Source organism: Cognataquiflexum rubidum (assembly GCF_022538115.1).
GTDB lineage: Bacteria > Bacteroidota > Bacteroidia > Cytophagales > Cyclobacteriaceae > Cognataquiflexum > Cognataquiflexum rubidum.
Map to the genome: position 1 here is coordinate 416,741 of NZ_JAKZAL010000001.1, position 14,644 is coordinate 431,384.

The following is a 14,644-nucleotide window of genomic DNA, read 5'->3' on the forward strand; positions in this document are numbered from 1 at the left end:
CTTTACAATAGAGAAATATTCATTGGAAAATGAGAGGGAGAAAGGTCGAGCCTTACTTCACTTTTCATAAAAAATAAAATCCAGCGGCTCGATATTCTTGAACCCTTTATCTGCTGAAAACAGTGGTATATCAAGATACAATGACGTTCCGGCTATTATGCTATCCGGCAATTTGATAGGATAATTTTGTCGAAGGTCTATGGTGAATTGTTTGATACCTGCTGTGATATCGATGATCGTGCATTGTGACAACAATATATTTATTTTACTTTTTTCCTCTTGGGAAAGAGGCCTGAAACTGTAAAGCTCAAGTTCAGTAACGAAGGAAACATATATATTCTTTCCTTCTAATATGCTTACCAATGTGGAATCTCCCTGCATGAGATATAGTAAGACATTTGTATCTACCATCAACTTATTTCCATTCATCACGAAGCTTTTTTTGGATTTCCATTGGGCTTTCATCAAGATCAATAATGCCCGAAAAATTAGAAGCCTGAAATCCTTTTTTCTTTTTTGTGGAACCAGCTAAGGTTTTTTGAATTTCTTCTTTGGTAGAACCTTTTTTGATAACTCTTAACATGTTGTATAGATTTTATGTGAATATAATCCAAATTGATCAAAAAGCTGTTTTGGTCGCCCCTCTTTAATTCATAATTAAAGTTTCTTTGGGACTAGATATAAACCCATTGAATCCGAAACGTAAAAGATCAGTTTATTTAATGTTATTTTGAAATCCTAAATATTAATGTATCAAAACTATCTTCCTTTACTATTGAAATAAAATTTGAATTTGAGCTTTTCAAGATTAGGTCTCCCGGTTCCAAGATATTCCGAATTGAAATTGACCCATTTGATTTTATTTCAGAAGAAGTTGATACTCCTCTTTTTGAACCATCCCAAAGTTGAAAATAAACTGAATTGCTGCTTTCTCTAAAACTCGATCCAAAAAATGGATCCCTTAAAATAAGTACATTTGAATTTAAACTGTCGCTAAAACCTATAGATAAATACTCTTCATTAATCTTTTGTATTAATTTCCTGTTTTCCTTTAAATCATACCTGTATTTTAAGTAGACCATACCTCCGATAATCAAAAATACCACTAGATTCGCTATGACTTTTTTCATTACTTCTTGCTTAAATCCGATTCTAATCCTCATTAAATAGATATTCAATTTATTTTGATAAATGTGAACGTCCTATTTATTTAAATTAAAACTAAACTTATAAACAAAACTGATAATTCCAAAAAATCTAAACCAAAAAAGGAGCCTCTCAGCTCCTTTCTTTATTTTTCAAATGTTATACTTATGCCTCAGCCTCGACATATTCCTCAACAGGAATGCAGCTGCAAACCAAATTTCTGTCTCCGTAGGCAGAATCGATTCTTCTGACAGTTGGCCAGAATTTATTCCCTTTCACATAAGGCAATGGATACACTGCTTTTTCTCTTGAGTATGGGAAATGCCAATTATCTGCCAAAGCCAAAGCAGCTGTGTGGGGTGCATTTTTCAAGACGTTGTTTTCTTTGTCTGCATTGCCCTCGGCAACTTCCTGGATTTCATGTCTGATGGCGATCATCGCATCACAGAACCTGTCAAGTTCAGCCATGGTCTCAGACTCAGTCGGTTCGATCATCAAGGTTCCGGCCACAGGGAAGGAAACTGTCGGCGCATGGAATCCATAGTCCATCAACCTCTTCGCAATGTCTTCTACCTCTACACCAAAATCTTTGAATGCCCTGCAATCCAAAATCATTTCGTGTGCAGCCCTGCCGTGGATCCCTGTGTAAAGGATAGGATAATGCGCTTCAAGTCTTGCTTTGATATAGTTCGCATTCAAGATGGCGATTTTAGTGGCATTGGTCAGTCCTTCTCCTCCCATCATCGCGATGTAGGCATAGGAAATTGGAAGGATGCTTGCACTGCCAAAAGGAGCTGCAGATATCGCGTGGATCGCTTGTGTTCCGCCTGTCTGCACGACAGGATTTCCAGGAAGGAATGGCACCAACTGCTTGGCAACACTGATAGGTCCCATACCAGGTCCACCGCCACCGTGAGGAATACAGAATGTTTTGTGGAGATTGAGGTGACAGACGTCAGCACCGATTCTGCCTGGGCTGGTCAGACCAACCTGAGCATTCATATTCGCTCCATCCATATAGACCTGACCGCCGTTGTCATGGATGATCTGGCAGATTTCTTGGATAGCCTCCTCAAATACCCCGTGGGTAGAAGGATAAGTCACCATCAAGGCTGATAAATCTTTGGAATGCTCCTCAGCTTTGGCTTTCAAGTCAGCGACATCGATGTTTCCTCTTTCGTCACATTTCACCAAGACCACTTTCATTCCTGCCATCACTGCAGAAGCAGGATTGGTACCATGGGCAGAAGTTGGGATCAAGGCAATGTTCCTGTGGTGATCGCCACGGCTCATGTGATACGCCCTGATAACCATCAAACCGGCATATTCACCTTGGGCACCGGAGTTTGGCTGCAAAGAAGTATCTGCAAAACCTGTGATTTCGGTCAACCAATTTCTGAGATTTTGGAACATTTCATAATACCCCGCTGCCTGATCTTGTGGGCAGAAAGGGTGTAGTTGACCGAATTCCGGCCAAGTCACAGGAATCATTTCGGTAGTGGCATTGAGTTTCATGGTACATGAACCCAATGAAATCATCGAATGAACCAAGGAAAGGTCCTTGTTTTCCAGCCTTTTGATGTACCTGAGCATCTCGTGCTCTGAATGGTATTGGTTGAAAACCGGGTGCGTCAAGTAATCGGACTTCCTATTGATACCCTCAAGAAGGTTGATTTCTAATCCTTCGACCAGCTCCTCCCAAGTTGATTTTATCTTTTGGTTGGTGGATTTTGCAAAAACCTCCACAAGGGTTTTGACATCCTTCACCGTTTTGACCTCATCGAAAGAAAGCAGAATAGCGCCTTCTTCGTATCTGAAATTCAATTCTGAAGAAACAGCAAATGCTTTGATTTTGGACTGCTGAACCGAATCGGTTTTTATTTTGATGGTGTCAAAATAGTTTTTGTTCGTCTGCTCAAAACCGATTTCTGCAAGGGCTTTGGCTGTCAATTGAGCCAAGCCATGAGTTCTCAAAGCGATTTCTTTCAAACCCTTTGGACCATGATAGACGGAATACATCCCCGCCATCACAGAAAGGAGTACCTGAGCAGTACAAATATTGGAAGTTGCTTTTTCTCTTTTGATATGTTGCTCGCGTGTCTGAAGTGCCATTCTGTAGGCTTTGTTTCCGTCCTTATCTACAGAAACACCGATGATTCTACCCGGAACCTGTCTTTTATAAGCTTCTTTGGTAGCAAAAAAGGCAGCATGCGGACCGCCATAACCCATTGGGACACCCAATCTTTGGCTTGTACCGACGACTACATCAGCACCCATTTCTCCCGGAGGAGTCAATAAAGTCAAGCTCAATAAATCAGAGGCAAAAGCCGTCAAGACATTGTTTTCTCTAGCAGCTGCAACCAAATCAGCATGGTTGATAACTTCACCATCCATGTTTGGATATTGGACCATTACCCCAAAAAGATTAGGATCAGTCAAATCCAAGGTGGAGAGTGGTGCAATCACCAATTCGATTCCGATCGGAGCCGAGCGGGTAATCAACAAATCCCTTGTCTGAGGGAATATTTTTTCATCTACAAAGTAGGTGTGTGCGTTTTTCTTTTCCTTCGGCTTGGAAGCATAGAGCATCGTCATGGCTTCGGCAGCTGCTGTGGCTTCGTCAAGAAGGGAAGCATTTGCCATCTCCATTCCTGTCAAGTCCATGACCATGGTCTGGTAGTTGATGAGCGCTTCCAAACGGCCCTGAGCGATTTCTGCCTGATAAGGCGTATAGGCGGTATACCATCCCGGATTCTCCAAAATATTTCTCAAAATCACTCCCGGCACGATGGTATCATAATAACCCAATCCGATGTAAGATTTGAAAATCCTGTTTTTGGAAGCCATTTTTTTGAATTCTTTCAAAAAACCCGCTTCTGATTTGGCCTCGGGAAGGTCCAAAGGCTTCTCCAGTTGGATGGATTTAGGTATAGTTTGATCAATAAGTTCGGTCAGGGAAGCTGCTCCGATTTTATTCAACATCAAAATGATTTCGTGAGCTGAAGGACCGTTATGCCTATTTTCAAACTTAGTAGAGGGATTGAGATTAATCTTCATATCGATAAATAAGGGGGGATTTACTTGGGTTATATTCGCCTCAATTTTTGGTTGTGCAAAGGTAAGAATTATTGGATGATTATGGATTTCAAAATCAAAGAAATACACCCTATAAACATCCGAATTGACAAACGGTTTTAATGTAATTCAAATTATTTCTATGTTTAAAGCCTTAATTTGAATTACCTCAAAAATAACTTATGAAAAAAAGAATTTGGATCTCGGGAGCATTTGGATTTTTGCTTTCCCTCAACTTATCTGCGCAAGACGCAGGCGTTGTAAAATACGCTTCCACCATCACTGCTTCTGATCTCGAAAAACACCTGACTTATTTGGCCTCGGACGAATTGGAAGGTAGGAATACAGGAGATAAAGGCCAAAAAATGGCAGCAGAATACCTTGTTGAATTTTATAAAGGGTTGGGTTTAGCAGGTCCTGTTGACGGTTCATATTTACAGAAATTTAACCTAGTATCTGTTTCCTATCCGGAAGTCAGCTTGACAGTCGGAAAGCAGAAATTGGTCAACAATGAGGATTTCGTGTTTCTCGGTGATGGCGATCTGAAAAAAGCTGCCAAATCAGAATTGGTTTTTCTTGGTCTTGCATCAGAGGAAAACATGAAGAAAGTAGATGTGAAAGGAAAATTGGTTGGACTTTGGGCCATTGGTGCGCGGTCACAGACAGTCATCGAAGACATCATGAAAGCGGGTGCCGCCGGAATCGTCATCGTGACCATGGAAGGTCAGGCAAACTTTGACAGGATTGCAAACAGATACAAGTCCTTGAGCGGTTCAGGCAGGTTGGGTTTTGAAGAACCTACCGAGCAGGAACCGGTATTTTTGGTCAGCAGTGATAAAATGGCAGCATTGTTTGACACCCCGGTGGAAACATTGAAAGAAGCTGCCAAAAATAATCCTGAATCCATCAAGGCACAAAAGGCAAGCTACCTAGTCAAAAAACAAAACAAACTCGTGCCTACAGAAAATGTCATGGCCTACCTTGAAGGAACCGATAAGAAAGAGGAAGTATTGGTGATTTCTTCACACTACGACCATGTCGGCATCAACAGCAAAGGTGAAATCAACAACGGTGCTGACGATGACGGTTCAGGAACAGTTTCCGTCATGGAAATTGCGGAAGCATTTGCTACGGCAGCCAAAGAAGGTAAAAAGCCACGAAGAAGCATTTTGTTTCTCAATGTAACTGGAGAAGAAAAAGGCCTTTTAGGTTCTGAATATTATTCCGACCATCCGATTTTCCCATTGGCCAATACTGTCAACAACATCAATATTGACATGGTAGGCAGGATCGATTATGAATATCAGAATGCCGAAAATAAGGATTATGTCTATGTCATCGGTTCAGAGATGCTTTCTTCCCACCTGAAAGTAATCAATGAATACAACAACATTACTTACACCAATTTGATCCTGGATTACAGGTACGATGCGGCAGATGATCCCAACAGATTTTATTACAGATCAGATCACTACAATTTTGCAAAGCATAACATTCCTGTGATTTTCTTCTTCAATGGCGTCCATGATGACTATCATCAGCCAACGGATACTGTGGAGAAGATCGAATTTCCTCTGATGACCAAAAGGGCAAAATTGATTTTCCATACCGCTTGGGATCTCGCCAACAGGGCTGAAAGGACACCTGTGGATGGGACTAATGATAGGTAGTTGATCAGATATTAATTGATATTGGATATTGATAGATATTGATTAGGATTTAACCGTGATCGATGCTTCAAATTGCTCCATTTAGGTTTGAAGTTTTTGCAATAAAAAAAACAAATAGCCATTCATTTCTGTGATTCAAATGATTCTGACCTTTCTGGTTTTTCCAAATCAGAAAAAGCAAAATCAAAAGGGTTAGAGGGGTGAATGGCTTTTTTTTGAACAATTTTTTTATCCATCTACTTTAAACTTCAAAAAAATGGGCGAAGGTTAAATGGATTTTTGAAAAAAGAAAAAAGAGTTTCAGGAAACCAAATCAAATTTGATTTCAAGGCCGAATTTCAAAACTTCGTTGGCAAGCGGGTTTGATTCCACAAACTCTTTTTCTCTAAAGGGATGTGGTTCAATCCTGCTGTCGATTGCCCTTCTTATTTTCATCAATTCAACCTGTTTTTCTCTGGTATTAGGGAAATCACTCAAAACAACAGCAATATCAATATCACTTTCTCCAGTCTGGGATCCTTTTGCAAATGAACCAAACAAAAAGAAACGTGCATCACAATGTGTTTCTAAAACCTTTAGAGCGAATTCCTTTACAATGTTTATAATTTCCTTCCTATCCATTCCCTTAAAATAGTGATTTTTTCAATCCAATTTATGGCAAATTCCCGATTACAAGTTCTGTAGAATTCTTTTTTATAATCATCATACCTTGCGGCCAAATTAAAGCTCGTGATTTCATCCAACCAATCCGAATATTCAACATCAATATCCAATCCACTAAGCTCTGCCAATCTAAATAAATTATGGGTAAACGGAGGATGATTCTTATGTTTCTTTACGTAATAAGATTTTAAGATTTTTTCAACTGAAATATGTCCTAAAAACAAAGACCAATGATAAGTCTTTGACTCGAACAACTTTTTCATTGTTTCAAAATCTTCATTAGAAGTTTCTATCCAATGTGAAACAATTTTATCATAATCTTTGATTTCTTCTTTTTTACCCATCTAGACAAATCTAAAAAAATCAACCTAGATCACCTCCAAACTGAAATGAATTATTTCAACCCAAAAATATTTTTAAATTGGATCTCTGATAGCCTCCAATGAATCCAAAACTGATTTTAAATATGAAACTTCCCAAAATACCATTATCCCTAATTCTAAGTTTTTTTCTCCTTTCTTGTTCGGAATCCGACCCCTACAAGCACCTCGATTACTCGGGTTGGGAGACTTTTGGAGGAACAAAAGACGCTGCACGTTACTCTTCGCTTGATCAGGTCAATAAAGAGAATGTCAAAAATCTGGAAGTTGCATGGACCTACAATACTTCGGATTCTACCGCCCGGTCACAAATCCAATGTCAGCCCATCGTGGTCAACGGCATCCTTTATGCGACAAGTCCGCAAGTGAATGTTTTTGCGCTGGATGCGGCCTCCGGCAAATTGCTTTGGAGATTCAATCCCTTTCAGATGCTCGGTGGAAAAAACTCCTGGGCTGGAACAAACCGCGGGGTGACGTATTGGGAAGAGGGAGAAGACAAGCGGATCCTTTTTGCAGCAGGAAATTGGCTCATGGCATTGAATGCAGTAGATGGAAGGCCGATTATGGATTTTGGAGATGGGGGAAAAGTGGATTTACAAAAAGAACTTGATACGGATCTGGAGGAATTTTTGATCACCTCCAATACACCGGGAATAGTATATAAAGACAAACTGATCTTGGGCATGCGGCTTTCGGAAGGATTGGATGCCGCGCCTGGGCACATTCGTGCATACAACATCAAAACAGGAAAGCGGGAATGGATTTTCCATACCATTCCGCATCCTGGAGAATTTGGCAATGATACCTGGCAGGAAGAATACCGGGAGTTGATCGGTGGAGCCAACAACTGGGCAGGAATGAGTTTGGATGAAGAAAGAGGAATCGTATATGTTCCTACGGGTTCGGCGACTTATGATTTTTGGGGAGGATACAGGCATGGTCAAAATCTTTTTGCCAATTCCCTTATCGCTTTGGATGCCAATACCGGTCAGCGGATCTGGCATTTTCAGGCTGTCCACCATGACATCTGGGACAGGGATTTCCCTGCCAATCCAAACTTAATCAGGATCAAAAAAGACGGGAATTGGCTAGATGCCGTCGCACAGACATCCAAACAGGGTTATGTCTATACTTTCGACAGGGTTACCGGCGAACCGGTTTGGCCTATAGAAGAACGGGAAGTTCCCCAAACCGAAATCCCCGGCGACCAAAGTTGGCCTACACAGCCGCATCCGACTTTCCCTGAACCATATATGAGAATGGTATATGAAGAAAAAGACATCCTGAACCTCACTCCCGAGTGGGAACAGGATATCCGCAAAAAGCTCGAGAATGTGAAATACGGCCACATGTGGCTACCTCCCAGCGATCAACATGGTATTGTGCTCTTCCCAGGAATGGATGGCGGTGCAGAGTGGGGAGGTTCCTCATTTGACCCGCATACACAGACCATGTATGTCAATGCCAATCAGATTCCATGGGTGATCCGGATGACTGCTAACCCAAAATTTGAAAATGTCGGTCAGGGCATTTATGTGAATTATTGCGCCAATTGCCATGGCATGTCAAGAAAAGGGAATCCTCCTACCATGCCGGCTATTGAAAACCTGAAGGCAAAATATACCAATGCAACACTTTCTGATCTTTTGAAAAGTGGAAAAGGAGCCATGCCTGCATTTGCCCATATCCCTGAGACAGACAGAAAGTTGTTGGTAGATTACCTGATGGGGATCGAAGAAAATGCTGACGCAGAAAAGAAAGAACTCGAAGGCGGTAAAGAAAAACTCAATCCTCAATACTATATGAATGGCTATTCCAGGTTATTGACCGAGGATGGCTATCCTGGCATCAATCCCCCTTGGGGCACGTTGACGGCCATTGACATGAATACCGGCAGGATAAAATGGCAATCTGTTTTGGGAGAATTTGACGAACTGACCGCAAAAGGAATCCCTCCGACCGGCACAGAAAATTATGGAGGCCCAGTCACGACCGCCGGTGGTTTGGTCTTTATCGCCGCGACCAAAGATGAGAAAATCAGGGCATTTGACAAGGATACGGGGAAAGTCCTTTGGGAAGCCAAACTTCCAGCCGCGGGCCATGCGACTCCTGCTGTCTATGAGAAAAACGGCAAACAATACCTCGTAATCGCCTGTGGGGGTGGCAAAGGAACAAAATCAGGCGATGCTTACGTGGCTTTTGCTTTACCGGACTAATAGATACCAAAGAAAAAAATTCGGACCGGCTTGGGAGATCAAGACCGGTCCGACTTTAAATTTTTCAGATTTATGATTATGTACAGGCAAAATTCAGGCCTTCTCCATTTCTTATTTTTTTCCCAAAAGGGTTTTTACTCCTTCTACCAATTGCTTGATACCCTCTTTAAAATGTTCTTTTGATTCACTCAGGTTGGGTTCGAATTCCTCCTTTTTTTCTTGGTAAAGCTGTTCGACCTTTTCTTTCCCTTTTTTGAATTCGGCTTCAAGGGTAGTTCTTTTTTCCTTCAGGTCATCGATCTTTTTTTCGATTTCGTCTTTTGCTTCACCACCGGCTTGGGTTCCTTTTTCAATTAATTCCTCTATTTTAGTACCTATGTCCTGAAGAATAGATTCTACTTCTTCAAATCCTGTTTTTTTGGCTTCCATAATGGTGTTGTTTGATTAAATATAAAAAATACAATGGTCTCGAATATACTAACTAAGCTACAAACTACCAGCAAACTCAAATATAATTTGTTTGAAATGACAGGAAACCTGTTCTTGGATTTGGAAAATATCTGTGAACAGCTGGCAAAAGAAATTATCGAGGCCAATACAGAAGAAAATCAGATTCCAATCAAAGTCGAAAGGACCAATGCATTTGAGTTTATATTCAGAATCGGTGGAGATGCACTCATTTTCATCTTGCAGAGCAATATCGTCAGGTTACCGGATGAAAACTACCTCAGCAAATCCAAGTATCTGAAAGATGATGTCACCCTTCGGTATTTTGGGCAGATTCTTATCTATAACTTTTTAAGTGATACGATAGAATTTGGAAGATTGGATGACCCGGGGTACCTGATAGGAAGGGTTCTCCTCAACAGGGAAAATAAATTCTTTCTCGAAGGGGACAGGAAGATCGTTTTCAATTTCCCCGAACTCAAAGAAAACACTGTAAATCCGGATAAAATGAGGGATTTCGTAGAGCAGTTGGTCGTTTCAGCTTTGGACAATGACCTGTTGGCACCTGCATTTGGCGACATCATGGTGATTACTTATCAGCAAAAGATCGAACATATATCAGGCTTGGGAAATCCACAAAAAATTGGTTTCGATTTTTTTGCCAAAAACAAAGAAAAGGGATAATTACTCCTCTACAATATCTACCGATTGGGTCTGCTTTTCATACAGATCAGCATATACGCCTTTGAGGTTCAACAGGTAATCATGAGAACCCTGCTCGACCATTTTCCCATCATCGAGCACTATGATTTTGTCGGCAAGCTTGGCAGAAGATACTCTATGCGAGATAATGATGGAAGTTCTGTTTTCCATAATTGTCTTCAGGGAATTCAAAATCGCATTTTCTGTTTTGGTGTCCACCGCCGACAGACAATCATCGAGCAACAAGATGCTTGGTTCCTTGGCAATCGCCCTTGCGATAGAAACTCTTTGTTTCTGACCTCCGGAAAGCGTAATGCCTCTTTCCCCAAGTTTGGTCTCAAACCCTTGCGGAAAATCAATGATATTGTCATAGACATCGGCATCTTTGGCCGCTTTTTCTACTTTGCCTTCGGCTATGGTATCCAATCCAAACCCGATATTGTTGGCAATGCTGTCACTGAATAGAAAAACATCCTGAGGAACATAACCGATCTGCCTTCTTAAGGAAGCGACATCGTATGCCTTGATGTCTTTTTTGTCAATCAATATTTTGCCCTCCGTTGCGTCATACATTCTCATGAGGAGGTTAGCAATCGTGGACTTCCCTGAACCGGTAGTGCCGATAATAGCCAAAGACTCTCCTGAATCAATCGAAAAACTCAATTTGTCCAATGCTTTTATCCCCGACTCAGGATATACAAAACTTAAATTTTTGACTTCGATGTCTCCTTTGATTTCATCTATAAGGTGTTCCGTGCTGAGGATATCATTATTTTCGTCCATAAACTCATTGATCCTCGTTTGAGAAGCCGCTGCACGCTGGATGATACTGGTCACCCAACCCAAAGAGGTCACCGGCCAAGTCAGGATATTGACATAAAGGATAAATTCTGCGATGACACCATATCCAATCGTCCCTTCTATGACCTGCATACCTCCTACGTAAACGGTAATCAGCGTACTGATACCAATTAAACCCATGATCAAGGGAAAGAACAGGGAATTGACCATGACCAAGTCGATCGACTTGTCTTTATAATCTTCACTTGCTTTGGTAAATTGGGCGGTACTGTCCTCTTCCCTCACAAAAGCCTTGATGACTCTGATTCCGGAAAAAGCTTCCTGAACAAACGTACTCAGTCCAGAAAGGCTCCTTTGGATTTTTTCAGAACGTTCGTTGATCAGGTTGTTGACATAATAGATACTGATAGAAAGGATCGGCAAAGGCAACAGCGAATAAATCGTCAGTTCTACATTGACCGTGAGCATGTAACCGATCACCATCGGGAACAAAAATAAAAGTGTCATTCCGTACATGATTGCCGGACCGAGGTACATCCTCACCCTGCTTACATCTTCCGTTATCCTCGCCATGAGGTCGCCAGTGCTGTTTTTGCGGTAAAAACTCAAAGGAAGGGTTTGGTAGTGTTCGAATATTTCATTTTTCATGTCGTACTCCACTAGCCTCGACATGATGATGATAGTCTGACGGATCAGAAAAAGAAAAAATCCCCTCAACAGCGCCATCACCAAAATCAGAACCCCAAAAATAAATACGAATTTCATGAATTGGCTACGGGCCACAGTGGCCAATTCCCCATCGGCAAAAACCTGATAAAAGGCAAAACTCTCCACCACATAATCTATGGCAATTCTTACCAGCTGGGCAGGAATAATTACAAAAACATTGGAAATGATGGTAAATAAGATACCCATCAGAAGATATCCCTTATATTTTACAAAATATTTATTGAGGTGCCAAAGTGATTTCACGAAAGAAAAATTTTTAAAACTCTTGATTTGTTTTATAATACTCTTTTAATTGCGCTAGAAAACCTCATTCAAAATATATAATTTTGTCCTGCGTTTTTCAAACATCAATCCCAAATATAACACATTAAAAAATTCCAAGTTCAAATGCTAGAGATTAAAACTGAGGAAAAAGTGAGGGAAGGCTCCATATATGGACAGATTACTTCTCTCGGCCACGAGCAACTGGTCGTATGCTATGACGAGCCTACAGGCTTAAAAGCAATCATTGCCATCCACAATACAGTATTGGGACCAGCCCTTGGTGGCACAAGGATGTGGAATTATGCTTCCGAAGCAGAAGCCATCACAGATGTGTTGAGACTTTCAAGAGGGATGACCTTCAAAGCGGCCATTTCAGGACTCAATATCGGAGGAGGCAAGGCTGTTTTGATCGGAGATCCAAAATTGAAAAATGAAGCCTATCTCCGAAGATTCGGTAGGTTTATCAATAGTCTAGGCGGAAGATACATCACCGCAGAAGATGTCAATATGAAAACCAGCGATATGGAATATATCGCCATGGAGACGAAATATGTAACCGGTTTGCCTGAGGTTAGAGGCGGAGGAGGCGATCCATCGCCTGTCACGGCTTATGGCACGTACCTGGGTATGAAGGCCGCGGCCAAAAAAGCTTACGGTTCGGACAGCCTGGAAGGGAAAAAAATCGCTGTCCAAGGAATCGGACAAGTTGGGAAATACTTGGTGGAATATCTTATGAAGGAGAAGGCACAGGTATTTATCACAGATATTTTCGAAGATAGATTGAAGCAAGTATCCAAAGAAACCGGAGCTACCGTGGTGGACCCAAATGTCATCTATGATTTAGACATGGACATCTATGCGCCATGTGCATTGGGAGCGACCGTCAATGATCAGACTATAGATAGACTAAAATGCCGTGTAATCGCAGGGGCAGCCAACAACCAACTTCAGGATGAAGCGGTCCATGGAAAATTACTTTTAGAAAAAGGAATTACCTATGCCCCTGATTTCTTGATCAATGCAGGTGGATTGATCAATGTTTATGCGGAATTTGTGGGTGGATATAACAGAGACCTCACTTATAAGCATGCAGAAAAAATTTACGATATCTGCACATCCATCCTGGATAAATCTGAAAGAGAAAACATTCCTTCCCAACAGGCCGCAACCGAGATGGCTTGGAACAGGATCGAAGCGATGGGCAAAGTAAAATTGCCATATTGATAAAATTTCACAAAAAAGCCACCTGATCTTTCAAACTTTGAACCGAATCAGGTGGTTTTTTGTATCCATTGAGGTTAATATCCCATTCAATCCTTAACCTTACCCAAATTGAATTATATTTACGTTCTTTTATTTCAGGTATGTTAAACAGACGAATACTTAGGGTCAAGGCTTTCCAAAACCTTTATGCCTACGAACAGTGCAGGGCTTCCAACTTCAATCTTGCCAAAGATCAAATCAAAGAGGCTTTCCTGCCTGATCTTAACAGTATGGAGGTGCAAGACAAAAACCTGTTGAGAAAAGAGTCCGGCATCACGACCGAGATTTTTGTCAACAACCTGAATACCGATACCCTGACCTCAAAAAGTGATACCAACGAACGGATTCTCAAAGAGGCAAGACGTGCTATCCACTTTTACCATTCTTCCAACAAAAAGGATTTTGATTTTCTGGCTAAAAACATGGTGGCTTCGGCCGAAAGACTTCCGCAGTTGTATCTCTATTCCATAGAATTACTCCTTGCTTTTGCAGACCATGTTTCTGCTGAGGCCGACAAGAAAAAAAGATATGCAACTGAAAAAATCTCTTTTAACGAAGGGGACTTGAATTTTGCTAAAAATAAGATCTTACTTAAGATCAAAAATTCCACCGAATACAAATCCGCCATTACCCGACAGCACGTCAATATCGGGGAACTGGAACTGGAAATCAAAGAATGGTTCAGAGATTATGTAAAGCCATTGGAGGCTTATCAGAACTATATCAAAATCGCGGAACCAACTTTAGAAGAAGACTTTGAAATCACAGACGAGATTTTGAAGAAAGTGATTTTTAAAACCGAAGCTATCTTGAATTTCTTTTCTGAAAAAGATTTTAATTGGACCGAAAACAAGCCTATCGTACGCAGCTTGGCATCCAAAGTGCTTAAGAATGTCAAAGACCAATATGATTCCTCGGAGGAAGTACTACCCGAAATCGCCATCAACTGGGAGGATGACAAGGAATTTTTCCAAAATATCTTTAACTTGACCGTTGCAAATGACGACATCAACAAGGAATTGATATCCAAAAAAACGCAAAACTGGGACATCGAAAGGGTAGCCCAAACAGATAAAATCATTATCTCCATGGCCCTGACGGAAATGAAAAATTTTCCAAGTATCCCGGTCAAAGTGAGTATTAACGAATATATTGACATTTCAAAAACCTACAGTACCCCCAAAAGCAAGCAATTTGTAAATGGACTTTTGGATGTTTTGTCAAAGGAATTAACAGAAAACGGAGAAATCCGTAAAAGTGGTAGAGGACTACTGGACAACAAATAAAA

General features: G+C 41.0%; 13 protein-coding genes. 5 read left to right on the top strand and 8 right to left on the bottom strand.

Annotated elements, in window-relative coordinates:
• Positions 1 to 57 precede the first annotated feature (57 nt).
• The 4 genes from MMU05_RS01800 to gcvP all read right to left on the bottom strand — a co-directional run bounded on the left by MMU05_RS01800 (position 58) and on the right by gcvP (position 4,203).
• On the bottom strand, positions 58 to 429 hold the full coding sequence (locus MMU05_RS01800; protein ID WP_113923978.1) for a type II toxin-antitoxin system VapC family toxin: 372 nt from the start codon (positions 427 to 429) through the stop codon (positions 58 to 60).
• Entirely contained in the window at positions 416 to 583 is a 168-nt protein-coding gene (locus MMU05_RS01805; protein ID WP_241124246.1) for a hypothetical protein, read from the bottom strand. The genes MMU05_RS01800 and MMU05_RS01805 overlap by 14 nt, the downstream gene beginning before the upstream one ends.
• Positions 584 to 725: 142 nt before the next feature.
• Positions 726 to 1,130, bottom strand: a complete 405-nt coding sequence (locus MMU05_RS01810; protein WP_241139948.1) for a hypothetical protein — start codon at positions 1,128 to 1,130, stop codon at positions 726 to 728.
• Positions 1,131 to 1,311: 181 nt separating this feature from the next.
• Complete coding sequence (gene gcvP, locus MMU05_RS01815; RefSeq protein WP_241139949.1) at positions 1,312 to 4,203, bottom strand: aminomethyl-transferring glycine dehydrogenase; 2,892 nt, start codon at positions 4,201 to 4,203, stop codon at positions 1,312 to 1,314.
• A gap of 200 nt (positions 4,204 to 4,403) precedes the next feature.
• Between gcvP and MMU05_RS01820 the strand changes: the two genes are divergently transcribed.
• Positions 4,404 to 5,891 (top strand): M28 family peptidase, encoded by a 1,488-nt coding sequence (locus tag MMU05_RS01820; RefSeq protein ID WP_241139950.1) that lies wholly within the window; start codon positions 4,404 to 4,406, stop codon positions 5,889 to 5,891.
• 300 nt (positions 5,892 to 6,191) lie between these two features.
• Here the strand turns inward: MMU05_RS01820 and MMU05_RS01825 are convergent, their stop codons facing one another.
• Both MMU05_RS01825 and MMU05_RS01830 read right to left on the bottom strand, forming a co-directional pair.
• Entirely contained in the window at positions 6,192 to 6,512 is a 321-nt protein-coding gene (locus MMU05_RS01825; RefSeq protein WP_241139951.1) for a nucleotidyltransferase domain-containing protein, read from the bottom strand.
• Positions 6,491 to 6,898: a HEPN domain-containing protein gene (locus MMU05_RS01830; RefSeq protein WP_241139952.1), complete on the bottom strand. Its 408-nt coding sequence runs from the start codon at positions 6,896 to 6,898 to the stop codon at positions 6,491 to 6,493. The genes MMU05_RS01825 and MMU05_RS01830 overlap by 22 nt, the downstream gene beginning before the upstream one ends.
• Positions 6,899 to 7,020: 122 nt before the next feature.
• Between MMU05_RS01830 and MMU05_RS01835 the strand changes: the two genes are divergently transcribed.
• Positions 7,021 to 9,150 (top strand): outer membrane protein assembly factor BamB family protein, encoded by a 2,130-nt coding sequence (locus MMU05_RS01835; RefSeq protein ID WP_241139953.1) that lies wholly within the window; start codon positions 7,021 to 7,023, stop codon positions 9,148 to 9,150.
• A gap of 111 nt (positions 9,151 to 9,261) precedes the next feature.
• On the opposite strand, the gene MMU05_RS01840 is transcribed toward MMU05_RS01835, so the two are convergent.
• Entirely contained in the window at positions 9,262 to 9,579 is a 318-nt protein-coding gene (locus MMU05_RS01840) for a hypothetical protein (protein ID WP_241139954.1), read from the bottom strand.
• Positions 9,580 to 9,675: 96 nt separating this feature from the next.
• Between MMU05_RS01840 and MMU05_RS01845 the strand changes: the two genes are divergently transcribed.
• Positions 9,676 to 10,281, top strand: coding sequence for a hypothetical protein (locus tag MMU05_RS01845; protein WP_241139955.1), 606 nt, complete (start codon positions 9,676 to 9,678; stop codon positions 10,279 to 10,281).
• Here the strand turns inward: MMU05_RS01845 and MMU05_RS01850 are convergent, their stop codons facing one another.
• The gene (locus MMU05_RS01850; protein ID WP_241139956.1) at positions 10,282 to 12,072 is read right to left on the bottom strand and encodes an ABC transporter ATP-binding protein; all 1,791 of its coding nucleotides are present in this window, start codon (positions 12,070 to 12,072) and stop codon (positions 10,282 to 10,284) included. It abuts the gene before it with no gap.
• Positions 12,073 to 12,216: 144 nt separating this feature from the next.
• Between MMU05_RS01850 and MMU05_RS01855 the strand changes: the two genes are divergently transcribed.
• Both MMU05_RS01855 and nusB read left to right on the top strand, forming a co-directional pair.
• Positions 12,217 to 13,317, top strand: coding sequence for a Glu/Leu/Phe/Val family dehydrogenase (locus tag MMU05_RS01855; protein ID WP_241139957.1), 1,101 nt, complete (start codon positions 12,217 to 12,219; stop codon positions 13,315 to 13,317).
• Positions 13,318 to 13,457: 140 nt separating this feature from the next.
• The gene (nusB, locus tag MMU05_RS01860) at positions 13,458 to 14,642 is read left to right on the top strand and encodes a transcription antitermination factor NusB (protein ID WP_241139958.1); all 1,185 of its coding nucleotides are present in this window, start codon (positions 13,458 to 13,460) and stop codon (positions 14,640 to 14,642) included.
• Positions 14,643 to 14,644 lie beyond the last annotated feature (2 nt).